Origin of the sequence: Sorangium sp. So ce363, assembly GCF_051520435.1 — a bacterium.
GTDB lineage: Bacteria > Myxococcota_A > Polyangia > Polyangiales > Polyangiaceae > Sorangium > Sorangium cellulosum_B.
This window is the reverse complement of sequence record NZ_CP150333.1, coordinates 1476881-1499157: the sequence shown is the minus strand read 5'-3', so window position 1 is coordinate 1499157 and position 22277 is coordinate 1476881. Positions and strand designations below refer to the sequence as shown.

Genomic DNA, 22277 nt, shown 5'->3' with positions numbered 1-22277 from the left:
TGGCAGGCATCGTTTAGAACACCGATCACGCTGAAACCCGGAGAGTTTTCACAGGGAGGCGGGGAGGCGGGGAGGAAGAAAAAAAATTCTTTCTCTTGCCGTCTCTCGCTCCCCGCCTCCTCGCCTCCCTGTGAAATTCCTGCTTTTTCTCGTGGTTTCAACCCGTTTGTCGCTCTAGCGAAAGCTTGCGTCGCGCAAGGAGCCTCGGTCATCCGTCATCAGGCAACTAGGGCCAACTAGGGCCAACTGAGGGCCAACTGAGCGCGCGTGACGATTCGCCGTTGACACCCGTGCATCGTCTGGCGTTCCCTTCCCCTCCATGAGCACGATGGCGCTCGAGGCGGCGTTGGATGGCGCTCGGATGCGCCCGGTCGGCGTGATCCGGTCCTTGCTCAAGGAGCGCAGCGAGGCGCCCAGGCAAGGCTCGGAGGGAGCGCCGGATGCCTGGATCGAGGTGTACCCGTGGGCGGCGGAAGGGCTGCACGGCCTCGCCGTCGGGGACGAGATCATCGTCATCACGTGGTTTCACCAGGCGCGTCGCGACGTCCTCCGAGTCCACCCGCGGTCCGACGCGCGCAATCCGCTCACGGGCGTCTTCGCGACGCGATCTCCGGACAGACCGAACCCTCTCGGTCTCCATCCCGCCTTTGTCCGTGCCATCGACGGCGACCGCCTGCGCATCGGGCCCATCGAGGCCATCGACGGCACACCGGTCGTCGACATCAAGCCGGTCCTGACGTGAGGAACAGCGGTGCGATGATCGCTACCTGGAGATCACGATCCAGGTGAGCTCGTCGATCCCGGAGAGCGGCGCCGTCTTGACGGCCGCGCCGTCGGCCTCCCCTGCGGCCGGCGCCGAGAGCTTGCCGTCGTACTCGCTCATGGTCCGGAACCTCACGGGCGTTCCTGGCGCCAGGTCCGAGGGGGCCTGGACCCCGACGGGCGAGTCGCTGGTCGTCGCGAACGGGTAGAGCGCGTAGACCGCCACGATCTCCTCCCCGCCGAGATCGGGGAGCGGTGGCACGCGCTCCGGCGGGATCCTCCGGGCCGCGATGTCGTGGAGGGCCTCGCCGAGCGGCGTCGCGAGCGCGGCGCGGTTCACGGTGAGCTGGAGGCCATCGCCGACCTCCAGGACCTGCGGATCGTCGCTGTTCGGTCCAAGGACGGCGCCCGCGGGCAGGTGCGGCACGAAGAGCGATCCCGCGTCGACGGTGACGGCGTCCGTGAAGCGCAGCGGGAACATGGTCGTTCCCCGGCGCGGCGTCGTCCCCGCGTCCTCCATCGACTTCACCACGAAGTCGACCGGCGGCTCCGCGTCGCAGCGAAAGGTGAAGCGACCATCCGCCCTCGATCGGTCCGAGTAGCAGACCGCTGTATTGCAAAACAGCACGGTGGCTCCGCCGATGGGCTGTCCCGCCTCGTCCGCGAGCACGCCGGTCACGCCTGGACCCGCCGGCGCGCCGCCGGCGCCGGAGCCTCCCGCCGCGCCGCCGCCTCCCGCTGCGCCGCCGCTGGTCGCTGCGCCGCCGCCTCCGGCGCCGCCGCCCGTCGCAGCGCCGCCGCCGGCGTCCCCCGCCCCGCTGGTCGAGCCGCCGCCTCCGTCGCAAGCGGACGCAATCAGCGCGACCACCAGGAGCAGGGCGCGCTTCATCATTCGGCCAGCGCCTGCTCGATGACCGCCGTCATGGCATCGGGGTCGTACTCGTGGCTGGCGTACCGGACGATGCCGTCCTTGCCGACGATCACGTCGACCGGGAACGGGTTGGGGCCGGGGAAATTGGACGTCACGGCGGCGTAGGTGCTCGCGGTCTCCTCGAGTCCGACCGGGAAGCTGACCTTGATGTTGTCGCAATACGCCTGCACCTGGCCGATCTGATCGACCGGCTCCCTGGGGTTGAGGGCGACGATCTGCAGGCCTTGGTCCTTGTACTTCAGCCAGAACCGCTCCTCGGTGTCCGGCAGGTGGTTGGCGCAGACCGGACAGAAGGTGGCAAAGTAGGTGAGTAGAAGCACGCCCCCTGCCGACTCCTCCGAGGTCCATGTCGTGCCGTCCAGCATCGTGCCCGTGGTCGCGGGCAGGGGCGCTCCGACGCTCACGCCGGGCGCGTTGCCGACGAGGTAGGTCTTCCGCACCGGGGCCGCGGGGTCGTCCGAGGCGATGTGGAGATAGCCGATCTCCTGGTCCGTCGCCGAGGCGAGGTAGGTCACGTTGAGCTCGATCTTCTCGCCGGGCGCGATCCGGGCCTGGCGCGGCTCGACGCTGAACGCGGAGCCGGTGACCCAGTTGTCCACCAGCGTGAGCGGCGCCGTGCCCTGGTTCGTGACCTCGAGCGGGAGCGTCTTCGTGTCCCCGGCCGCGACCGGGCCGAAATCGATCCGCGCGGCGGATTCCGGGAGACGGATGTTGGGGGCGAGGCGGTCCGGCTCGAGACGGTAGGAATACGGGTTCTCCCAGGTGCCGATGAACACGTCCTGACCCCGGGCGGCGACGCCGAAGGTGCGCATCGTGGGGAGCTCGCGATCCGGATCCTCGTACTCGAACGCCCTCGGGATGCGCACGGCCGCGATGAAGGTCGGGGCGGCGGGCGTGGACACGTCGTACACGCGCACGTCGTTCCACGCGGCGACGAAGAGGCGGCGCTCGGAGTAGGCCAGGCGGAGCGGGGTCCCGGGCATCTCGGCGCGACCGACAACGACCGGGCGCGCGAGGTCGGAGATGTCGACAACGGCGACGCCCGCAGAGCCCGCCGCCACATAAGCGAAGTCGCCGTCCACGACGACGCCCTTCGCCTGGCCGCCAGTCGCCACGCGCCCGAGCTCCACCGGCGCCGTCGGGTCCGTCGCGTCGACCGTGACGAGCCCGTCCACGCCGTCGGCGACGAAGACATGGTTGTCGCGCGCCGCGACCCCCCACGCATTGGTGAATCCACCCAGGCTGCCGACCCGCGTGAACCCGACCGCGCCGTCGTAGCGGTAGACGCCGAGGCCATCTCCGTGCAGCCCCACGAAGATGTTGTGGTTCGCGACGTCGACTCCCTCGTAGCTGATCCCCTCCTCCTGCAGGACGGGGAGCTGCACCGGGGCCTCGGGATCGCTGATGTCCCAGCCGCTCAGGAAGGCCGGGTTCCGGATGTTGCCGAGGTGCGTGGTGAAGACGAGATCGCCGTCCCAGGCGAGGTGCTTGCAGCCGGGCGTGCGGGTGTCGCCGGGGATGGTGTGCTTGAGCCCCCCCGCGAGCACCTCCATGTCGGCGGGGTCCTCCGCATCGATGACGTTGAATGTGTAGCTGCAATTGAGGAGCAAGTCATCGTCGCGGACGCGGACCTCATCCGTGTGGCTCCCGACTTCGTGCAAGCTCTGGAGCTGCACGAGCGGGCTCAGGAAATGCCCGGGCTGGAGCGCTGTCGGGACGCACTCCCCGCCTACGTCCGCGGTGCCCTCGCCGCAGACGACACCGGGGCTCGTCGCCGAAGGTACGCACGCGCCCTCGACAGCCTCGGTGCCCTCGCCGCAGACGACACCGGGGCTCGTCGCCGAAGGCACGCACACGCCGTCAGCCGCCTTCGTGCCTGGACCGCACGACAGCCCGGTCTCGCGCACCGCGTCGTCGTCTCCGCAGGCGGACAAGGCGAGCAAGATCAGCGCGGAGACGGAAGCGCGGCCTCGCAGCGGCGTCATGAAGAGCTCCTTGGAGGGGATGAAGGACAGGGCGGCTGATGAAGCAAGGGCAGCGTCTTTGCGACGATACAAGTCGCCGGGGGGGCATGGGCAAGGAGAACCGGGGTCGCGGCGGCGCCGGCGCACATCTCCGACGGTGTCCGCCGTTGCGCCGTCCGGACCAGGTGGGGTCGAGGTCGGGGGCGGCGACTCGGATGGGGGCGGCCTCCGCGGATCGAGGGCCTGGGCGACCGAACATGACGCGTCACCGAGGACGCAGGCCTCGGAACGGCCCCGCGTGCGGCGCGCGGGGCATGTGGTAGGGAACGCCCGGCAGGGTCGTTGGAACGGTCGTGGTCGCAGGGAGGCCACGAGAGAGCACGGGAAGGTTCATGTTGAGGAGTGCAGTTCTTGGAGGCGGGATCGCCGGGTTGAGCGCGGCCATCGCCCTCGCCGGACGGGGGTTCGAGGTCGAGGTCTTCGAGCGACACGCTGCGCCGACGGACATCGGCGCGGGGATCGTCTGCTGGCCAAACGCCTCGTTCGTGCTCCAGGAGCTCGGGCTCCTGGAATCGGTCGCCGGGCTGGCGGGGCGCCCGACCCGGATGCGGAGGGTCTCGTGGACCGGCGAGGAGCTCGGCGCGCTGGACATCCGGAAGCTGGACCAGCTCATGGGGTCCCCGAGCCTCTCGGTGCTGAGGAGAGAGCTCCAGGCGGCGCTGCTGTCGCGCGTCACCGAACTGGGTATCCACGTGCGGTACGGGCACGCCGCCGATCGCATCGAGCCCTCGGCCACCGGCTCGGCGAGCGTTCACTTCGCGAACGGAGCGACCGTCGCGGCGGACGTGATCCTCGGAGCGGACGGGCGGATGAGATCGGTCGCGAGGGCGTTCGTGCACGGCGACAATCGCCCGAGATATCAGGGCTTCGTCAACTGGCTTGGCACATTCGAGAGCGATCGCGCGGTGTTCTCGGAATCGCAGATCGAGGTGATGGACTGCTGGGGTGTCGGCGTGCGCTTCGGCGTCGTGCCCGTATCTCGGTCGAAGGCGTACTGGGCCGGCGCCGCGGCCTGCCCTGAAGCTCGGGGCAGGGAGCCAGCAGATTACCGGGCCGAGCTCCGCGCCCTCTTCCGCGGGTGGCCGAGCCCGATACCGGAATTGATCGAGGAGACGCCCCCCGAGCGCATGAACAAGATCTACGTCCACGATCACGATCCCATCGATACGTGGCATCGAGACAACGTCTTGCTGATCGGCGACGCCGCGCACGCGGCGCTGCCCACGTCGGGCCAAGGCGCCAGTCAGGCCCTCGAGGACGCCTGGCACCTGGCCGACTGCCTGGGCAGCGCGGCCTCCCTCGAGGAGGCGTTCACCGCCTTCACGAAGCGCCGCCACGCCAAGAACGCCGCGATCAACGCGGGCGCCCGCGATCTGGCGCGCTCGCTGTTCGCGACCGATCCTGCGCTCTGCGAGGCGAGGGATCGCAGGAGCAAGGCGACCGACTACGAGGCCATGGTTCAGGGCATGGCGAGGGGCTGGTCCAGCGGACTGCCGATGAGCGCGCTCACGAACGCCCCGCCGGCTCGGCCTCAGGCCTGACCAGCCCGGGAGGGGCGCGCCGTCGAGGGCGCTCTGCGCGACCGCGCGCTGCCCCCTCTCGGCGAGACGCCGCTCTACTCCTCGTCCGGATCGTCTCCGAAGAGCGCCCCGACGGACCACGTGATCGCGTCGAACGGCTCTGCGCTGACGCGCTCGCCCCGCTCTGCCGTGAGCACGTTCAGGTATCCGTCATCCATCCAGCGATGCACGGCGAGCACCTCGTTCATTGGATCCACGATCCAGTAATGGGGCACCTTGCACCGGTGGTATGTGCGCATCTTCTTCACGAGGTCATTGCGCGTGTTCGAGACGCTCAGCACCTCGCAAACCCAGTCGGGCCGCACGAGGATCGGCGTCTTCTCGGGCAGCTCGGGGAGGTGCTCACGCCGCCAGCCCGCCACGTCGGGACGGTAGACCTCGTGCTCCTCGAGCTGCACCTCGACCTCGGTGGCGAACCACCACCCTCCTGGCCAGCGACCGCCAGGCCGCCGGTTGTAGGGGCGGAACACGATCCCGGCGAGCGATGCCTGGGCGCCGCCGTGCTTCGGCGAAGGCATCGCCTTCGGGACGAGCTCGCCGTCGATGATCTCGTGGAAGCGCTGCGCCTCGGGGACGGCCAGCAGATCCGCGATCGTGGCGAGCTTGCGCGCGGGGAGCGACACGGCTCCACCATCGTGCCGTACCCGCGCGGAGCCCGCCAGCGGGCACATGCCAGGCGCCGCGCGGGCCCCTGGCGCATCCGTGCAGCCGTCTTGCCGGCCTCGCGTGGCGCAGCCTCGACTCCGAGCGCGTCGCTTCCGGGTTGCCGGCCGCCCGCGCCCCCGGCCCGTCCGCTCCCGCAGGATACTTTGCGGCCCGGTACACCGATGGTAGGCCCCGTTCTCCAGGGCGCACGACCTCGCGGCCAGGCGCGACAGGCCCTCGCGAGGCGCCCCCGCGGCCCTCCCCCCCTGCGTGCCCATGATCACCGCCGAACCAGGTCCCCCGCCGCCGCCGAGCGCCGCCGGCTCTCATGACAGCGTCCCGCCGCGATCGCCGAGCGGTCCGCCCGCCCGGCAGAGCGCGCCGCCGGGGCGGTCCGTCCCCCCGCCGGGGCGGTCGGCCCCTCCCCCGCCGCGCCGCAGCGCCTGGACGACCCGCCTCGGCGAGGCCTGCGTGCTCGGCCTCGGCGTCGCGTCGCTCTCCGCCGTGCCGACCGCGCTCCGCACCGCCCGCGCCGGCGCGTCCTTCCTCGACGGGCTCCTCGTCGGCACCGCCGTCCTGCTCCCGCTCGTCACGCTCGCGCTCATCCTCTCGCGCGCGGCCGGCCGCGGCTTCCGCGGCATCGTCGGCACGGGCGGCGAGCGGCTCGCCGTCCTCCGCGTCGCGCTCTGGATCGGCGTCGCCTTCCCGGTGCTCGCCGCGCTCGCCGCCCTCCTCAAGGCGACGACCCACCACCGAGGCCTCGCCGGCGCGACCTTCGGCGTCCTCGGCCTCGCCGGCGTCGCGGCCGCGGCGCTCGTCACCCAGCGCCTCGTCGCGCTCGGCGATCGCCTCGCCGCCCGCGGCGTGAAGCCGTGGCTCCTCGCCGTCGCCGGCACGGCCATCGGCGTCGTGCCCCTCGTCGCCGCCTTCGCTCCGCTCGCCGCCCACGCGGCCAACACGACCGGCGACGCCGGGGCCGCCGTGCGCGCCGCCATCGTCGACGGCGCCATCGCGCTCGTGGCGACCGCGCTCGTCTCGAGCGTCGACCTCAGCGCGGCCGTCGGCCGCATCGCCGGCGTCGCGGGCGTCCCGCTCGCCGCCCTGGTCCTCATGACCGCGACCGCCCGGATCGAGTCGTTCCCCCCGCTCGGCCAGGCCGTGCGCGCCGGCGGCGGGCTCGCGGCCACCCTCTTCAGCGCGCTCGAGCAGTGGACCGACCGCGACGGCGACGGGATGGGCTCGCACTTCGGCGGCCTCGACTGCGACGAGGGTGATCCCACCCGGTATCACGGCGCGCCGGAAACGCCGGGCGACGGCATCGATCAGGACTGCAGCGACGGGGCCCACGCGGGCGCCGCCCCCCTGCCCGCCAGGGCCGTCGCGGGCTCGCCTGCCGGCGCGCTGACGACCGCGGCCGCCGGCGCCCCGCCTGCCACCGCTGCCGGCGCCCCGCCTGCCGCCGCTTCCGGAGCCGCGCCGACCGCTCCTGGCGGCGCCCCGCCGGCCGCTCCTGCCGGCGCCACGACGGCCTCGCACGTGCGCGCCGCCTCCACGCCCGCCGGGCGCGACGAGGGCGGCGCGGTCATCCCGGCCGTCCTGACGAAGACCATCGCCCCCGCCGGGACCACGCCTGCGTCCCCCGCGCCCGCCCCCGCGCCGACGCGCCCCGACGTCCTCCTCGTCACGCTCGACACGGTCCGCGCCGATCACACGTCGGCCTACGGCTACGGCCGCGACACCAGCCCGCGGCTCGCCGAGCTCGCGGCCCGCGGCGTGCTGTTCGAGCGCGCCTACGCCGCCTCGAGCGAGACGCAGCGGGCCATCTCGCCGCTCGTCACCGGCCGCCGCCTCAACCGAGCGGCGCGCGACCGCCGCGAGTGGCCCACGCTGCTGCCCGAGAACGACACCCTCGCGGAGCGCATGAAGCGCGCCGGCTACCTCACCGCCGCGGTCAGCTCGTTCACGTGGATCAGCCAGGAGCGCGGCTTCGATCAAGGGTTCGACCGCTTCGAGACCGTCTACGGCGACGCCCACCCGGAGCGCGAGGCGACAGGCCACCTCGCGGTCGAGAAGGCCATCGAGCTCCTCGAGGGGGTTGCCCAGCGCACCCAGCCGATCTTCCTCTGGCTCCACCTCTTCGACGCCCACGAGCGCTACCTCGCCCACCCCGGCATCCGCTTCGGCGCCGGCAGGACCGCCGCCTACGACGGCGAGATCGCCTACGTCGACCGGCAGCTCGGCGCCCTGCTCGACGCCGTGGCGAGGGGCCCCCGCGCCGGCCGCACGGCGGTCATCGTCCACGGCTCGCAGGGCGAGGGGCTCGGCGAGCACGGCCCCGTGGGGCACGGCGTCGAGCTCTACGAGGAGGCGATCCGCGTCCCCCTCGTCATCGCCCTCCCCGGCGCCGCGCCTGGCCGCTACCCCCATCCGGTGAGCACGGTCGACATCGCGCCCACCGTCCTCGACGTCGGCGGCGCGGAGGCCACGGCCGTCGAAGGCGCCTCTCTGGCCGCGATCGCCGCCGGCACCGAGCGCGCGCCCCGGGGACCGGTGTTCGCGCGCACGGCGCGCCGCGCCGCGGTCGTCGACGGGCAGCTCAAGCTCCTCGTGATCCAGCGGAAGAAGCGGGACCGGCTGCTCCTGTTCGATCTCGGGAGCGATCCCCGGGAGACCCGCGACCTGTCCGGCGAGCGGCGCTTCGAGGCCGACCTCGAGCGGCTCCGCCAAAAGTTGTCTGCCTTCGAGTCTCCCTCGCAGTAGAGTTTACTGCGAGGGATCATGCACCGATTCGCCCCTTCGACGCGGAAGCCCGCGTCCCCCCGCGCGAGGGCGCTGCGCGCCGCCGTCGCCGTCGGCTTCGCGCTGGGCCTCGCCTCGCTCGCGCTGCTCGTCGTGCGGCTCGCGGAGGCGCCGTCGGTGCCGCTGACGCTCGGCGCGGGCGCCATCACGGGCTCGCTGCCGCGGCGCCTCCGGTTCGAGTGGCGCCTCGTGCGCGATCGCCACTGGCAGATCGCCTCGTCGCCTGCCGAGTCGCGCGAGGCCACCGACCAGATCGAGGGCACCCGCGGCACCTGCCCGACGGGCATGGTCGAGGTCTCCGGCCTCATGAAGCTCGACCCTGCCCCGAAGGCCCAGGGCGACCTGCGCTCCATCGACGAGATGCAGCGGACCACCTGCAAGCACTGGATCAGCAGGGATTACCCCGAGCGGTGCGCGGAGTTCGATCGCGAGAAGTGGCTCTCGATGTCGAAGGACCTCGACACGAAGCCGATGCACTTCTGCATGGATCGCTACGAGTACCCCAACCAGAAGGGCGTCTATCCATTCATCCTCGTCTCGTTCTACGAGGCGAACGAGCTCTGCGCCGAGGAGGGCAAGCGCCTCTGCGACGAGGCCGAGTGGACCTTCGCCTGCGAGGGCGAGGAGGCGCGCCCCTACCCCTACGGTTACGTCCGCGAGCCTGAAGCGTGCGTCGTCGATCAGGCATGGCGCCCGTACATCGAGACCGCGCTGCGCCCGCGGGGCGGCCCCGCGGCCATGGCCGAGATGGACCGGCTCTGGCAAGGCATGGCGGCGGGCGTCCAGCCCCGCTGCCGGAGCCCCTTCGGCGTCTACGACATGACCGGCAACATCGATGAGTGGACCCGTTCCGTCCGCGAGGGCGAGCGCCCCTCCATCCTGAAGGGCGGCTACTGGGGTCCTGTCCGCACGCGCTGCCGCCCCTCGACCCGCTCGCACGACGAGAACCACATGTTTTACCAGCAGGGCTTCCGCTGCTGCGCGGACCGCGGCGCCACGATCGGCGTCCCCGCGGAGCGCGCCGTCTCCGGCGATCCTGCCGCCGCCCCGCTGCCGCGCGAGGTCCGCTGACGCGCTCGCCGGCGCGGCGGGTCGAGCGTCATCGGAGCTCGCGCCGCCGCGCAGCCGACCGCGCGCCGCCGCGCAGTCGACCGCGCTCGCCGCAGCGCGTATCCTCTGCGCTGATGGACCACCCCCCCGCCGGACAGGGCGCCTCGCCTGGCCCCCGCGACGTGCGCGCCGAGCACGCCGGCACGCGCCTCGCTGCCCGGGCGGAGCCGCCGGGCGCCGCGCCGGCCCCGCCGCGCGCGCGCCAGCTCGATCGGCTGACCGGGCTCGCGCTCCTCGCCGCCGCCGCCGTCGTGCTGCTCCCGGCGGCGCCAGTCGTGTTCCGGGCGGTCGCCGGCGATCGCTCGCCGGCGCAGAGCGCTGGCCGGTTCGCGCACCTCCTCGATGGGCGTTCCCCGGCGGACCGGCGCGCGCAGGTCCACCCTCGTTTCCCGTTCGACGACGATCCTGGCTCCGACGAGCGGCCATCCCCTCACGACGACGGCCCTGCCTTCGACGACGAGGAGGACCCGGGCGCGCCTGCGCGCCTCCAGGCGGGCATCGCCTCGCGCGGCATCACGCTGCTCGACGAGCCGCGGGCGGACGGCACCCGGGTCGGCGCCATCGCCGCGGGCGAGATCGTGATGATCGTGCGCGAGTCGGGCGCGTGGGCCCTCGTCATGAAGAACGGCGGGGGCGAGCTGCTCATGGGCTGGGCCCGCCGGAGCGAGATCGCCATCCGATGAGCGCGCGGCCGCTGGAGTCGCCGCGCGCCTACCGCGGTCGCCTGCTCACCCCGATCCCCGCGTCGCCGGACGGCGCTCAGGTCCGAACCATCGACGACGCGCTGCTCGTGGTCGGCAGCGACGGTCGGATCGCCCAGGCAGCGCCGTTCGCCCCGGGCGCCTTCCGCGGGCCGGTGCTGGACCTGCGGCCTGCGGTGTTGATGCCGGGCTTCATCGACGCGCACGTCCACTTCCCGCAGACGCGCATCATCGGCAGCGCCAGCGGCCCGCTGCTCGACTGGCTCGAGCGGTCGGTCTTCCCCGAGGAGGCCCGCTTCCGCGACGAGGCCTATGCCACGCTCGTCGCGGGCGAGTTCACAAGCCGGCTGCTCGCGTCGGGCACGACCACCTGCGTCGTCTTCTCCAGCTCGTGCGCCGGCGCGACCGACCGGCTGTTCCGCGCCCTGCTGGCCGCCGGCTTGCGCGGCATCGCCGGCCTCACGCTCATGGACCAGAGCTGCCCGGAGGCGCTCCGCGTCCCTCGCGACGAGGCCATCGCCGCCGCCCGCGATCTCGCGCAGCGCTGGCACGGAGAGGGCGGCGGCCTCCTCGAGTTCGCGATCACCCCCCGCTTTGCCCCGAGCTGCTCCCGTCCCTTGATGGAGGCGGCCGCGCGGCTCGCCCGCGATCACGGCCTCCTCGTGCAGACGCACGTCGCCGAGAACCCGGCCGAGGGCGAGGCCACCTTGCGCGCGCACCCCTGGGCGCGCGACTACGTCGACGTCTACGACCGCGTCGGCCTGCTCACCGGGCGCGCCCTGCTCGCGCATGCCATTCACCTCTCGCCGCGCGAGTGGGACCGCCTCGCGGAGACGGGCTCCTCGGTCGTCCACTGCCCCGACTCGAACTTCTTCCTGGGCAGCGGCCGCATGCGCCTCTCCGACCCGCGCGCGCGCGGGGTCTCGGTCGGGCTGGGCAGCGACGTCGGCGCTGGCCGCAGCTTCGACATGCGCCGCAGCATGTCGAGCGCCTTCGACAACGCCCTCTGCCTCGGCGACCGCCTGACCCCGGCGGATCTCTTCGTCATGGCCACGCAGGGCACCGCCGACGCCGTTGGCCTCGGCCGCGTCGTCGGCAGCCTCGACGTCGGCAAGGAGGCGGACTTCATCGCCGTGCGTTTCCCCGAGCACGTGCTCGGCGAGGCCGAGACGCTGAACCACCTCGTCTTCGCGTCCGACGCGACCGTCCAGCGCGCGTTCGTGCGCGGCCGGCCAGTCTACCCCTGACCGGTCCCCCTCTCGTCCTCGGCGGCCTCATAGACCTCGAGCTCCCAGACGAGGATCTCGAAATCTCGCCGCAGGATGTACCGTGCGCCGTCGTCCCCGCGCACCTTGAAGTAGAGGTGATCGCCTCCGGGCCACCGGTCGAGGATCTCCGTCACCCGCACCCGGCGCTCCCCCAGGGTGACCGTCTCGGGCTCTTCGCTCCCGCCGTGGCCGGCACGGCACGCCACATCGACCCGCATCTGCCTTTCGCGCAGGGTAGCAGGTGCGGGCGAAAGGCTCCCGCGATCCCTCCACGGAGAGGGCTCGCTCGGCCGGACGCCCCGAAATGGCGGCGCTCCCGGGGTATCGCGCCCGGGAGCGCCTCCTCGCTCAGTTCGGGTTGACCGAACAGCCGTAGAGCAGCTCCATGCCCGCGGTGTTGTCTTGCGCCGCCATGGCGCACGTGTCCTCGCACAGCTTGATGAGCCCCCCCTCGATGTAGAAGGACGAGGACGCCCCGGCGCACTCCTCGAGGCTCTTCACCTGGGAGAACGTCTTCTTCTGCCCGCCGTTGCTCGGCGTGAACTCGATCTGCACCGTCTTCAGGTCGATCGAGTGCCCATCCGGCGCCTTGGGCACCTCGATCTCGCACGACAGCTTGGCGCCCGAGATCACGCTGTCTGCGATGGCCTGGAACACCGCATCGTAGGTGGCGTGCTGCTGGATCGGGTATCTCAGCCCGCCGGTCATGACGCTGAGGACCTGATACGTCGTCCCGGGATCGACCGAGTCTGGCCGGCACTGCTCCCAGGTGGCTGGCGCCTCCGGCGGCCAGGGGGCGGTCAGTGGGTCGTTCTCCTTGATGCCCACGAAGCTGAAGAACTTGTAGTTGCGCGCGTCCTTCGAGCCGAAGAACTCCGGCGCGACCGCCGTCAGGGCCGTGTCGAAGAGCTCTGCCGCCTGGGTGCCACCGGCGACGTTCTTGTTTTCATCATCTGCGGTGTCGAGGAGCTCGATGTCAGCCCCCTTCTCGAAGACCGTCTTGTCCGCGCCGAGCGACGTCGTCGTGCAGTCGACGCCGTCATCGGTGATCTCCACGAACACCTTCAGCGAGTCCATCCGCAGCCACTGCGACCACCCGGGCGACGTGGTCTCGCCCCGGGGCTGGATCGCCCCCTTCAGCGTGTCGATCGCCATGCAGAGCGAGTCGAGGCTGCCGATATCATGGTTGTACTGGTAGAAGTGCGGCGGGTTGGTGTTCGGGTTCTGTGGAACCGGCGAGCAGCTCCCGCTGCCGAGCGGCGCCTCGATGCAGACCGATTGCTCCAGCGTCGAGCTGCCGTGTCTCGAGAGCATGATGACGCGGTAATCGATCTTGCTCGCCGCGATGATCGAGGCGAAGTTCTGGTTGATGTTCCGCTGGACGCTGTTGATCTCGTCCGTCATGCTCCCCGAGTTGTCGATGATGAAGATGATGTCGGCCGGGCGCTGCTGGTAATCGGCCTGCAATCGGGTCGCGATGCACGCCGTATCGCCATTGAGCGACGCGTCCTTGTCCCCGGTCCCTGCGTCGACATCGAACTCACCGCCGTCCCCGATCCCGCTCCCGGACGTCTCGCCGCTGCTGCCGCTGCCGCCGCTGCCGCTGCCGCTGCCGCTTCCAGAGCCGCTATTGCCGGGGTTCGCCTCACCACCCCCGCCGGAGCACCCACCGATGGCTGCCGCCGCCGCAAGCAAACCCAGACCAACCAGCCCAACAAGCGTCTTCGTCGAGAGCTTCAAAATGACCTCCAAATTGGGGAACGCGACAATGCGCAGCGACCGATGTTACCAGACTCACGTCCCAGTGGACGCCATCGGCATGAAATAATCTAGACCGACATGAGGTAGACAACCGACCACCGTTGTCGGTCCAGGTACCTTGTCGACGACCGTTCGACTCGCCCTCTGGGACAGGCTCACCAAAGGAGCGAGGACATGGCCGAGGGCGGGTGAACCGGAGCGCCGCACGACGCGGCGGCCCCAGGGCAGCCCGGCGAGACCACCCTCGGGTACACGCAGCGAGCGCGGCGCACAGCCATCCTGACGGCTCCCCTCGGCCGCTCGGCGACGGGAATCGCGACGTTGCGGCGGGGAGAAGCGCTAGACTGCGCTCTTCGAGGCGACGAGTTCGCGCGCCGCCGCGAGCAGGCGCTCGGGCGTGTTCGCCTCGGGCTCTTCGGTGACGAGCTCGACGAGGCGCTCCAGGAGCTCGCCGACGAGCCGGCTCGGCGGAATGCCGAGCTCCTTCATCAATCGATTGCCGTTCACGGCGAGATCCTTGGCGGAGAGCGCCGCGCCCGCGGCGAGCAGCGCGTCCACGCGCTCCCGGAGCCGCCCGATCGTGGCGATGTCCTCGCTCGCCTCGCGCCCCTTGCCGAGCGCGTCGGCGAAGCCGATCTCGTAGAGATCCGGCGCCAGCGCCGGGGTCACACGGCGGAGCCAGCGGCGCACCGCTGCGTCCGTCCAGGTGTCGTCGTAGCAGATCAGGTGGTGTCGGATGAGCGCCACGATCCGCGCGCGCTCGTCGTTCGAGAAGCGGAGCCGCGTGAGGATCGGGTCGGCCATCTCGGCCCCGACCCGCTCGTGCTCGTAGAACGTGTAGTCCTTCGTCTTGTCGGAGAACTCGCGCGTCCTCGGCTTCCCGATGTCGTGCATCAGCGCCGCGACGCGGAGGATCGGCTCGGGCTTGCACGCGTCGAGGCAGGCCATCGCGTGCCCCCACACATCGTAGGCGTGCCATCGGTTCTGCTCGCACCCGACCGACTCGATCATCTCCGGGCAGGTGATCGCCAGCAGCTCCGTCCGGCGCATGATCTCGAACGCCACGCTCGGGCGGCGCGCGCGCATCGCCTTCAGCCACTCGTCGCGCACCCGCTCCGCGCTCACGCAGCGGAACGTCTGGTGCGACCGCGCGGTGCCCATCGCGCGCTCGGTCTCCGGGTCCAGCGTGCCCTCCAGCGTCGCGGCGAAGCGCGCCGCGCGCAGCACCCGCAGCCCGTCCTCGGCGAACCGCTCGCCCGGATCCCCGACCGCGCGGATGATCTTCGCCTCGAGATCGCTCCTCCCGCCGAACGGATCGATGAGGTGCCCGTCCACCGGATCGATCGCGATGGCGTTCATGGTGAAGTCCCGCCGCGCGAGATCGGCGGTGATGTCGTCCACGAACTCGACCCGGTCCGGCCGCCTGCCGTCGCTGTAGGTCCCGTCGCCGCGCAGGGTCGTGACCTCGTACGGCACGCCGCGCACGAGGACGGTCACCGTCCCGTGCTGGATCCCGGTCGGGATCACCTTCCGGAACGCGGCCACGACCTCCTCCGGCCGCGCGTCGGTCGCGACGTCCCAGTCCTTGGCGTCCTGCCCGCGGAGCAGGTCGCGCACGCAACCGCCCACGATCCAGCCGCGCTTGCCGCGCTCGCGGAGGCGGCGACAGATGCCGAGCACGTCCTCGGGGACGGCCTCGATGAGGTGATCGATCCGGGTCACGCCTGCGGCTTATCACGGGGCACGGCGAGCAGGGCCCCCGCCGAGCGCACGCTCACTTCTTCGGGTGAGCCCAGGGGTCCCGGACATCCGGGTTCTTGGGGGTCCGGGTCGTCGGCACCGCCGGCGGCCGTCCCGCCCCGGGCCTCGCCTTCGGACCGCTCTTCTCGTCGGCCTCGAGCTTCACGAGCTTGCTCGGCTCGGTGCCGTCGAGCACCACCGTGCTGGTCTGGTACCCCTCGGCCCGGATGTCGATCGTGACCGTCTGCCCCTGCTCCACGTCGATGCTCGCCGGCAGCTTCAGCTCCACGCCGTTGCGGTAGCCGACCGCCGTCTCCGGCACCGCGGCCAGCGCCACCACCGTCTTCTGGACCGGCGGCGGCTCGGGGGGCGCCGGCTTGGCGGGCGCCTCGACCGGCGGCTTCTGCGCCTTCTGGGCGTTGTCCCTGGCCGACCCGCTCGCGCCGATGACGAAGATCGCCGTCACGATCCCCACCGCGGCCGCCGCCCCGGCGACCCACACGTAGCGGGGCCAAGGCGAGCGCGGGGGCGACGGCGGCGTCGCGGGGACGATCACCTTCGAGGTCTTGAAGTAATCGTGCGGCACGTTGAAGCCGCCCGAGCGCGCCATCATCTCCGCGACCGCGCCCGGCACGCCCCCGCACTTCACCTGCTCGAGGTCGGCGTGGAGATCGCTCATGGTCTGGTAGCGCGACTCCGGCTTCTTGGAGAGGCACTTCAGGATCACCGCCTCGAGCCCAGGCGGGCAGTCGGGGCCGCCGACGAGCGCGCGGATGGGGACCGGCGCCTTGTACATGTGCTGCGTCAGGATCCCCATGAAGTTGTCGGCGTTGAACGGGAGCTGGCGGCTCACGAGCTCGTAGAGCATCACGCCGAGCGAGTAGATGTCGGTCCGGTGATCGATGGGCGCCCCCGCGGCCTGCTCCGGGGACATGTAGTGCGGCGTCCCGAACACCGCGCCGGCGCGCGTCAGCTTGGTCGTCGTGCTCGTCGACACCTTCGCGATCCCGAAGTCGAGGATCTTCACGAAGTTCGGATCGCTGCCGCGGGCGACCACGAAGACGTTGTCCGGCTTGAGATCGCGGTGGATGATGCCGGCGTCGTGCGCGGCGGCGAGCCCCGCGGACAGCTGCAGCGCGATGTGACAGATGCGCTCCATCGGCAGCTCGTTCGGCGAGTCGATGAGCTGCGCCAGGCTCACGCCTTCCAGGTACTCCATGACGAAGTACGTGGAGCCGTCCGGCAGGTCGCCGAAATCGGAGATGTCCACGATGTGCGGGTTGCCGATGCTCGACGCGGAGCGGGCCTCCTGCACGAAGCGCTCGAAGATCTCGCGGTCCCTGGCGAGCTCCGCGCGGAGCACCTTCACCGCGACGCGCTTGTCGATCACCTTGTGGCGGGCGAGGTAGACGAACCCCATCCCGCCCTCGCCGAGCAGCCGCTCGATCTTGTACCGGTGATCGAAGGTGGTCCCGATGTAAGGGTCCTTGGCGCCCGGCGGCCGCCGCTCGCGCGGCTCGACCTCGTCCGGCGGCGGGATCTCCAGGGAAGGCTCCCCCTCGCTGATCGGCACCGGGCTCGTTCGCCCGCCGATCTCGCCGGCGTCGGGCTCGCTCTGCCGCCCGAACCGCGGGGCCATCTGGCGCAGCGGCGGCGGCGCCCGGAAGCTCGGCGGCACCTCGCTCGCGGGCCCCTCGACCCACCCTGCCCTGGAGGGCCTCGACGAAGGGCGGAGCTCGACCTCCACCGGCACCTCGTCGTCTGCGCCGCTCGGCTCCATGGAGGAGGGAGCGAACGCGGCCGCGACACCGGACGAGCGAGGCCCGCCCGCCGCGCTCTTGGGGCGCGACGGGGGCGGCTCCTCGAGCGCGCCTTCCTCGGCGTTGAAGACCCTGCTGCGCGCGGTGTGGTGCTCGTTTTTGGTGGCGCTCATGAAAGGCTCGCGGGCAGAAGTGCACGCCACATGCCGGCAGCTGCGACAGGGTTGGATTCTAGCAGGCGTTCGGTCCGGGAAGCGAGATCATGCGGACCCCGCACGCGAAAGGGCGCGGCGAGCGCGCGTCGACGGCATGTCGGCCCGCCGCCGGCGATGGCGGCCCAGCGTGCCGCGCGCGCCGCGTTCTGCTAGGAGGGCACCGCGATGAGCTACCCTATCGAGGTCGCGCTGCGATATCTCGGCTCCAAGAAGCGGGCGTTCATCTCGGTCGGCACCACGTTCGCGATCCTCGGGGTCGCGCTCGGGGTCGCGGCGCTCGCGACCGTGATGAGCGTGACCGGGGGCTTTCAGGCGGAGTTCCGCGAGAAGGTCCTGGGCGTCAACGCGCACGTCCTGGTGATCAAGTACTCGACGGACTTCCGTGAGTACCGCTCGATCATGGAGCAGGTCTCCAAGGTTCCCGGCGTCGTCGGCGTCGCGCCGTTCAGCATCAACCCCATGATGCTGACGCACGGCGACGCGACGGCGACCGGCGTCCTGGTCAAGGGGGTCGACCCGGCCAGGAGCCTCGGCGTGGGGGCCGAGGGCGCCTCCACGGCCGTGCTCGACCTGCCCCGTCACATCCTCCCGGGCGGCGATCTCGCCGGGCTGCGGCGCCCTGGCTCGAAGCCCGCCGAGCGCGCCGTGCCGTCGTTGCCCGAGGTCCCCCTCCTGGAGCCGGATGCTGGCGCGCGGGGCGCGCTCGCGCCGGACGCGGGCGCCGAGATCGATCTGCTGAAGGCCTACGAGGCGCGGATCCTCGAGGACGAGCGCGCCGCGGCCGCGCGCGACGCCGCGCTCACGCCCGCGACGACGCGCGCGGCCGAGGCGGAAGGCGCGCCGGGCGCCGGGGCCGAGGAGGCGGAGGCCGCGCTCGACGAGGGCGCCCCGCGGGGCGCGATCGAGCCGCAGGGCGGCTATGGCAGCGTTCTCCCGGACGACGACGAGCTGCCGCCCGAGGTCGATCCGGACCCCTGCGCCGACAAGGAGCAGATCGCCAGGATGCCGGGCATCGTGATCGGCGCCGCGCTGGCGAAGAACCTGTCGCTCGACCTCGGCCAGTGCGTCACTGTCACCTCGCCCACGATCGGCTTCTCGTTCGCGAACGGCGCCATCAAGCCGCCGGTCGCCAAGCGATTCCGGGTCATCGCGATCTTCGAGGCCGGCTTCGAGCAGTACGACACCAAGCTGGCGTACGCCGATCTCTACGAGACGCAGGCGTTCTACGACCAGGGCGACACGGTGACCGGCGTCGAGATGAAGGTCGACGACATCGACAACGCGAGCGGCATCGCGCGCGAGATCAGCAAGCTCCTCGGCAGCGGGCTCTATTACACGATGGACTGGGAGGAGCTGAACCACGGGCTCTTCACGGCGCTGCGCATCCAGCAGATCGGCATGAGCGCGGTGCTGGCGCTCATCATCGTGGTCGCCGCGTTCACGGTGATCGCGACGCTGATCATGGTGGTGCTCGACAAGAAGAAGGAGATCGCGGTCCTCAAGGCGATGGGCGCGACGGACGGCGCCGTCCTGCGCATCTTCCTCTACCAGGGCGGGATCATCGGCGTCGCGGGCACCACGCTGGGCCTCTTGCTCGGCGTGGCGGTGTGCAAGGGGCTCCTGGTGTACGGCTTCCCGCTCGACCCGAAGGTCTATTTCATCTCCCGCCTCCCCGTCCAGGCGCGCCCGCAGGAGTTCCTCATCACGGGCTGCATCGCCATCCTCATCTGCCTCGCCGCCACGATCGTCCCCAGCCTCTACGCCGCGCGCCTCCGCCCCGCCGAGGGCTTCCGCGCGCAGTGAGCCCCCGTCTCTCCCCGCGCCCCCGGTAGGCGCGAGGCGGCCCTGCTCGCCGCGCCGACTACCGCCGAGAGGCGGCGTAGAGCTTCTGCTGCCCGCTTTTGTCGGACGCCAGGTAGAGCGTGCACTCGTCCGGGGACAGCGACGGCGTCATGACGGCGACGCTCGGGTCCAGGTTCGGCAGCAGCATCCTCGCCGGCTGATCGTCCACGGGCAGCCCGTCGTCCCCGAGCGCCACGTAGAAGCTCCGCAGCACCGACGCCTCCTCGCACTCGCCGCGCGCGCTGTAGGGCGCCTGGAAGAAGAGCAGGCGGCCGTCGGGCGTCACCCACGGGGCGAGGTCGTCTCCCTGCGCCGGGCAGTCGCCTGGCAGGTGGATGTCGAGCACCTGCACCTCCGCGTCCTCTGCGCGCCTCGTGACGAGCCGGCTCGTGGTCCCGCCGGCGTCCTGGTGCCTGTTCATGAACCAGTACCGGTAGGAGGGCCGCTGCCCGTGGGCGACCGCCACCGAGCGGCTCCCCCCGTCCGGGTTGAGCGCGGGGAGCGCGTCCGCCTGGGTCGCGTCCAGCCCATCCGCGACGAGCAGCAGCGGGAGGCTGCCCGGCGCGGTGGGGAGGCGATCGAAGAGCAGCGAGCCCGCGGGGAAGCCGCCCTGCGGCGAGGGCGCGTCCACGGGCAGGAGGAGCGGGCCCGACTCCTGGCCTTCGGCGTCGACGATGAAGCTGGAGACGACCTCGCCAGCCGTCCAGGGCCGCCCGGTGGCCGTGGCGATCTTCGTGTCGTCCGATCCGAACTTCGCCGTGTAAACGAGCCGGAGCGTCGCCTCGCCCTCTCCGGTCTCCGCGCGCACGCGCGGGAACGCGGGCATCGCCCCCGCGACCTCGACCTCCGAGAGCGCGCCGAACGACAGCACGCCGCCGCGGGCCGCGCAGGAGACGCACGTCTCGCTGGCCGTGCAGAACTCCCCCTCCTTGCACGCGCCGCACCCGCCCTCGCCGCCCCCGCCCGACGCGGCGGACGACGAGGCCGAGCCCCCGCCTCCCCCGCTGCCCCCGCCCCCCCCGCTGCCCCCGCCCCCGTCGCCTCCGGCGCCGCCCTCGCCGCCGCTCGACGACGTGGACGTGGCGCTCGCGCCGGCCGCCGTGAACCGCTCGCCGCAGCCGGCGAGCGCCAGCTGCGCGGCGAGCGAGAAGGTTCCGTAGAAGCGAAGCGTGCGCACCCGAGCTGCCTCCTGTCGTGGTCCCGCCGCGCGGAGCCGGCGTGCGCGGTCAAGACGCCTTGTTGTAGTCCGTGTCCTCGAGAAGGATGACGTTCGTCTTCGAGCGGGTCTCGCCGACGCTGGTCACGTAGACCGCGGGCTTGTCCTGCACCGGACACACCTTCTCGCACGCGCCGCAGCCGATGCACAGCGACGGATCGACGTGCGGACGCTGCACGTGCACCATCTTCATCGGCGGCTCCTTGCCGTGCTCGGCCGCCACCGGCTCGCGCTTCGGGATGTCGACCTCCTCGACCCAGATCGCCTTGGGCGACGTCGGGCAGAACTCCTCGCAGACGATGCACGGCACGCTCATCGACCACGGCAGGCAGCGCCCCTGATCGTAGAACGCGGTGCCGATCGAGATCGGCTTCTGGCCGATGCCCATCTTCTGCTCCTCGGTGATCTTCTGGATCGCTCCGGTCGGGCAGACGTCGCCGCAGAGGACGCAGGAGTGCTCGCAGTACCCGATGCGCGGGATGACGATCGGCGTCCAGAGCCCCTCGATGCCCGCCTCGAAGAACGCGGGGTGGATCGCGTTGTTGGGGCAGACCTTCATGCACTCCGCGCACCGGATGCAGCGCTCCAGGAACTCGCGCTCCTCGACCGAGCCCGGCGGCCGGATCACGCGGTGGTCATAGTTCGCGTCGAGCACGTCGGCGATGCGCGCCGTCGGGATGATCACCGCGCCGGCCGCGGCGGTCGCGAGGGCGGTGCGGCGGCCCGTGTCGGGGGTCACGAGGGCGCTCTTCCGGTTCGGCAGGAAGCGGAACTTGATGACGTCCTCGGGGCAGGCGCTCTCGCAGTTGAGGCACATGTGGCACTCGTCCTGCCGCCACTTCACCCCGCCCTGGGGCGAGTCGGCGCCCTGGCAGTGCACGAGGCACAGGTTGCAGTCGGTGCACTTCGCGTGATCCTTCTGCATCCCGAAGAGCGCGAAGCGCGCGAACACGCCGAGGAACGCGCCGAGCGGGCAGAGCACGCGGCACCAGAACCGCGGGATGAACCGGTTCATGAAGAGGATCGCGACGAACAGGATCCCGACGAACCACGTGTGGTGGAAGTAGAACTGCTTCGTCTGCCACACGCTCGCGGCCAGGAAATCCTGCGCGTGATCCGCGGCGAGCTGCACCGGCCGGCTCCCGGTCGTGGCCGCGGAGCCGGTCACCACGGCGGCGACGTACTGCGCGGCCGGGATGACGGCGAGGCCGATGGCCCGGACCGCCACGCAGATCGGATCGAACAGCCCGCCGATCACGCTGCCGGTCGCGCTCGCCGCGAGGAAGGCGTACATCAGGTAGTACTTCACCCGCTGCCGCGTGTACGTCTTGTTCGCCTCGACGCGCTTGCCGCCCTTGCCGTAGCGCGACGGGAAGATCCACCCGAAGAAGTGGTGGAGGGTGCCGAAGGGGCAGATCCAGCCGCAGAACACGCGCCCGAAGACGAGCGTCAGCGCGAGGATCCCGAGCGACCAGAGCAGGCCGCGGTAGACGGTGTGCGTCGAGAGCAGGGTCATCGCGCCGACGAACGGGTCGGCGAGGAGGAAGCCCTCGACGGGGAGCGGCAGGCGCACGCGCGCCTCGGCGGAGGCGAACGAGCCGCGGAAGCCCGTCTGGAACAGGAAGTAGAGGAACAGCCCGAGGCAGCCGGCCTGCACGGCGCGGCGCGCCCAGACGAGCACCTGGATCACCTTGCGCGCCGGCAGCCCCGAGCCGGCCCGGCGCTTCGGGGCGGGCCGGACGATGGCGCCGGCCTTGCGCAGCAGCGCCCCCCAGCGGGCCTCCTTCGCGGGCGCGGCGGGCGGCGCCGCGCTCGGCGCGGCGGGCGGCCGCGCGCTCGCCTTCGCGGGCGCCACGGCCACTCCTGCCGCCGGTTCACGGTGCGCCGGCGCGGCCGGTGTCGGATCGAGGTTTGCCATGACTA

General features: G+C 71.8%; 16 protein-coding genes. 7 read left to right on the top strand and 9 right to left on the bottom strand.

The window, feature by feature from the left end:
- Positions 1-319: 319 nt before the first annotated feature.
- Positions 320-742, top strand: a complete 423-nt coding sequence (tsaA, locus tag WMF12_RS05670) for a tRNA (N6-threonylcarbamoyladenosine(37)-N6)-methyltransferase TrmO (protein ID WP_437867927.1) — start codon at positions 320-322, stop codon at positions 740-742.
- A gap of 21 nt (positions 743-763) precedes the next feature.
- Here the strand turns inward: tsaA and WMF12_RS05665 are convergent, their stop codons facing one another.
- Positions 764-1654, bottom strand: a complete 891-nt coding sequence (locus tag WMF12_RS05665; protein WP_437867918.1) for a hypothetical protein — start codon at positions 1652-1654, stop codon at positions 764-766.
- Positions 1651-3678: a redoxin domain-containing protein gene (locus WMF12_RS05660; protein ID WP_437867914.1), complete on the bottom strand. Its 2028-nt coding sequence runs from the start codon at positions 3676-3678 to the stop codon at positions 1651-1653. Before WMF12_RS05660 ends, WMF12_RS05665 begins: the two co-directional genes overlap by 4 nt.
- A gap of 371 nt (positions 3679-4049) precedes the next feature.
- Between WMF12_RS05660 and WMF12_RS05655 the strand changes: the two genes are divergently transcribed.
- Complete coding sequence (locus WMF12_RS05655; protein ID WP_437867905.1) at positions 4050-5258, top strand: FAD-dependent monooxygenase; 1209 nt, start codon at positions 4050-4052, stop codon at positions 5256-5258.
- 74 nt (positions 5259-5332) lie between these two features.
- On the opposite strand, the gene WMF12_RS05650 is transcribed toward WMF12_RS05655, so the two are convergent.
- Positions 5333-5920 (bottom strand): Uma2 family endonuclease, encoded by a 588-nt coding sequence (locus tag WMF12_RS05650; RefSeq protein ID WP_437867899.1) that lies wholly within the window; start codon positions 5918-5920, stop codon positions 5333-5335.
- Between the two features lie 298 nt (positions 5921-6218).
- Here WMF12_RS05650 and WMF12_RS05645 point away from each other — a divergent pair, with 298 nt between their 5' ends.
- The 4 genes from WMF12_RS05645 to WMF12_RS05630 all read left to right on the top strand — a co-directional run bounded on the left by WMF12_RS05645 (position 6219) and on the right by WMF12_RS05630 (position 11799).
- The gene (locus tag WMF12_RS05645) at positions 6219-8702 is read left to right on the top strand and encodes a sulfatase-like hydrolase/transferase (protein WP_437867890.1); all 2484 of its coding nucleotides are present in this window, start codon (positions 6219-6221) and stop codon (positions 8700-8702) included.
- A gap of 18 nt (positions 8703-8720) precedes the next feature.
- A complete protein-coding gene (locus tag WMF12_RS05640; protein WP_437744587.1) occupies positions 8721-9812 on the top strand; it encodes a formylglycine-generating enzyme family protein in 1092 nt (363 codons plus the stop codon).
- A 113-nt stretch (positions 9813-9925) separates the two neighbouring features.
- A complete protein-coding gene (locus WMF12_RS05635; RefSeq protein ID WP_437867873.1) occupies positions 9926-10534 on the top strand; it encodes an SH3 domain-containing protein in 609 nt (202 codons plus the stop codon).
- On the top strand, positions 10531-11799 hold the full coding sequence (locus WMF12_RS05630) for a guanine deaminase (protein ID WP_437867869.1): 1269 nt from the start codon (positions 10531-10533) through the stop codon (positions 11797-11799). Before WMF12_RS05635 ends, WMF12_RS05630 begins: the two co-directional genes overlap by 4 nt.
- On the opposite strand, the gene WMF12_RS05625 is transcribed toward WMF12_RS05630, so the two are convergent.
- The 4 genes from WMF12_RS05625 to WMF12_RS05610 form a co-directional block, all read right to left on the bottom strand.
- Complete coding sequence (locus tag WMF12_RS05625; protein WP_044964103.1) at positions 11790-12038, bottom strand: hypothetical protein; 249 nt, start codon at positions 12036-12038, stop codon at positions 11790-11792. The two genes, WMF12_RS05630 and WMF12_RS05625, sit on opposite strands and share 10 nt — an antisense overlap.
- Positions 12039-12168: 130 nt before the next feature.
- Complete coding sequence (locus tag WMF12_RS05620; protein WP_437867862.1) at positions 12169-13560, bottom strand: hypothetical protein; 1392 nt, start codon at positions 13558-13560, stop codon at positions 12169-12171.
- Between the two features lie 360 nt (positions 13561-13920).
- Positions 13921-15303 carry a CCA tRNA nucleotidyltransferase gene (locus WMF12_RS05615; RefSeq protein WP_437867857.1) on the bottom strand — a complete coding sequence of 461 codons (1383 nt, stop codon included), beginning with the start codon at positions 15301-15303 and terminating at the stop codon, positions 13921-13923.
- Positions 15304-15355: 52 nt separating this feature from the next.
- The gene (locus tag WMF12_RS05610) at positions 15356-17254 is read right to left on the bottom strand and encodes a protein kinase domain-containing protein (RefSeq protein WP_437867847.1); all 1899 of its coding nucleotides are present in this window, start codon (positions 17252-17254) and stop codon (positions 15356-15358) included.
- Between the two features lie 207 nt (positions 17255-17461).
- Here WMF12_RS05610 and WMF12_RS05605 point away from each other — a divergent pair, with 207 nt between their 5' ends.
- The gene (locus WMF12_RS05605) at positions 17462-19099 is read left to right on the top strand and encodes an ABC transporter permease (RefSeq protein ID WP_437867835.1); all 1638 of its coding nucleotides are present in this window, start codon (positions 17462-17464) and stop codon (positions 19097-19099) included.
- Between the two features lie 58 nt (positions 19100-19157).
- Here WMF12_RS05605 and WMF12_RS05600 read toward each other — a convergent pair whose 3' ends face one another.
- The gene (locus WMF12_RS05600; protein ID WP_437867820.1) at positions 19158-20315 is read right to left on the bottom strand and encodes a hypothetical protein; all 1158 of its coding nucleotides are present in this window, start codon (positions 20313-20315) and stop codon (positions 19158-19160) included.
- Between the two features lie 49 nt (positions 20316-20364).
- Positions 20365-22272 (bottom strand): 4Fe-4S binding protein, encoded by a 1908-nt coding sequence (locus WMF12_RS05595; RefSeq protein ID WP_437867817.1) that lies wholly within the window; start codon positions 22270-22272, stop codon positions 20365-20367.
- Between the last annotated feature and the right edge of the window lie 5 nt (positions 22273-22277).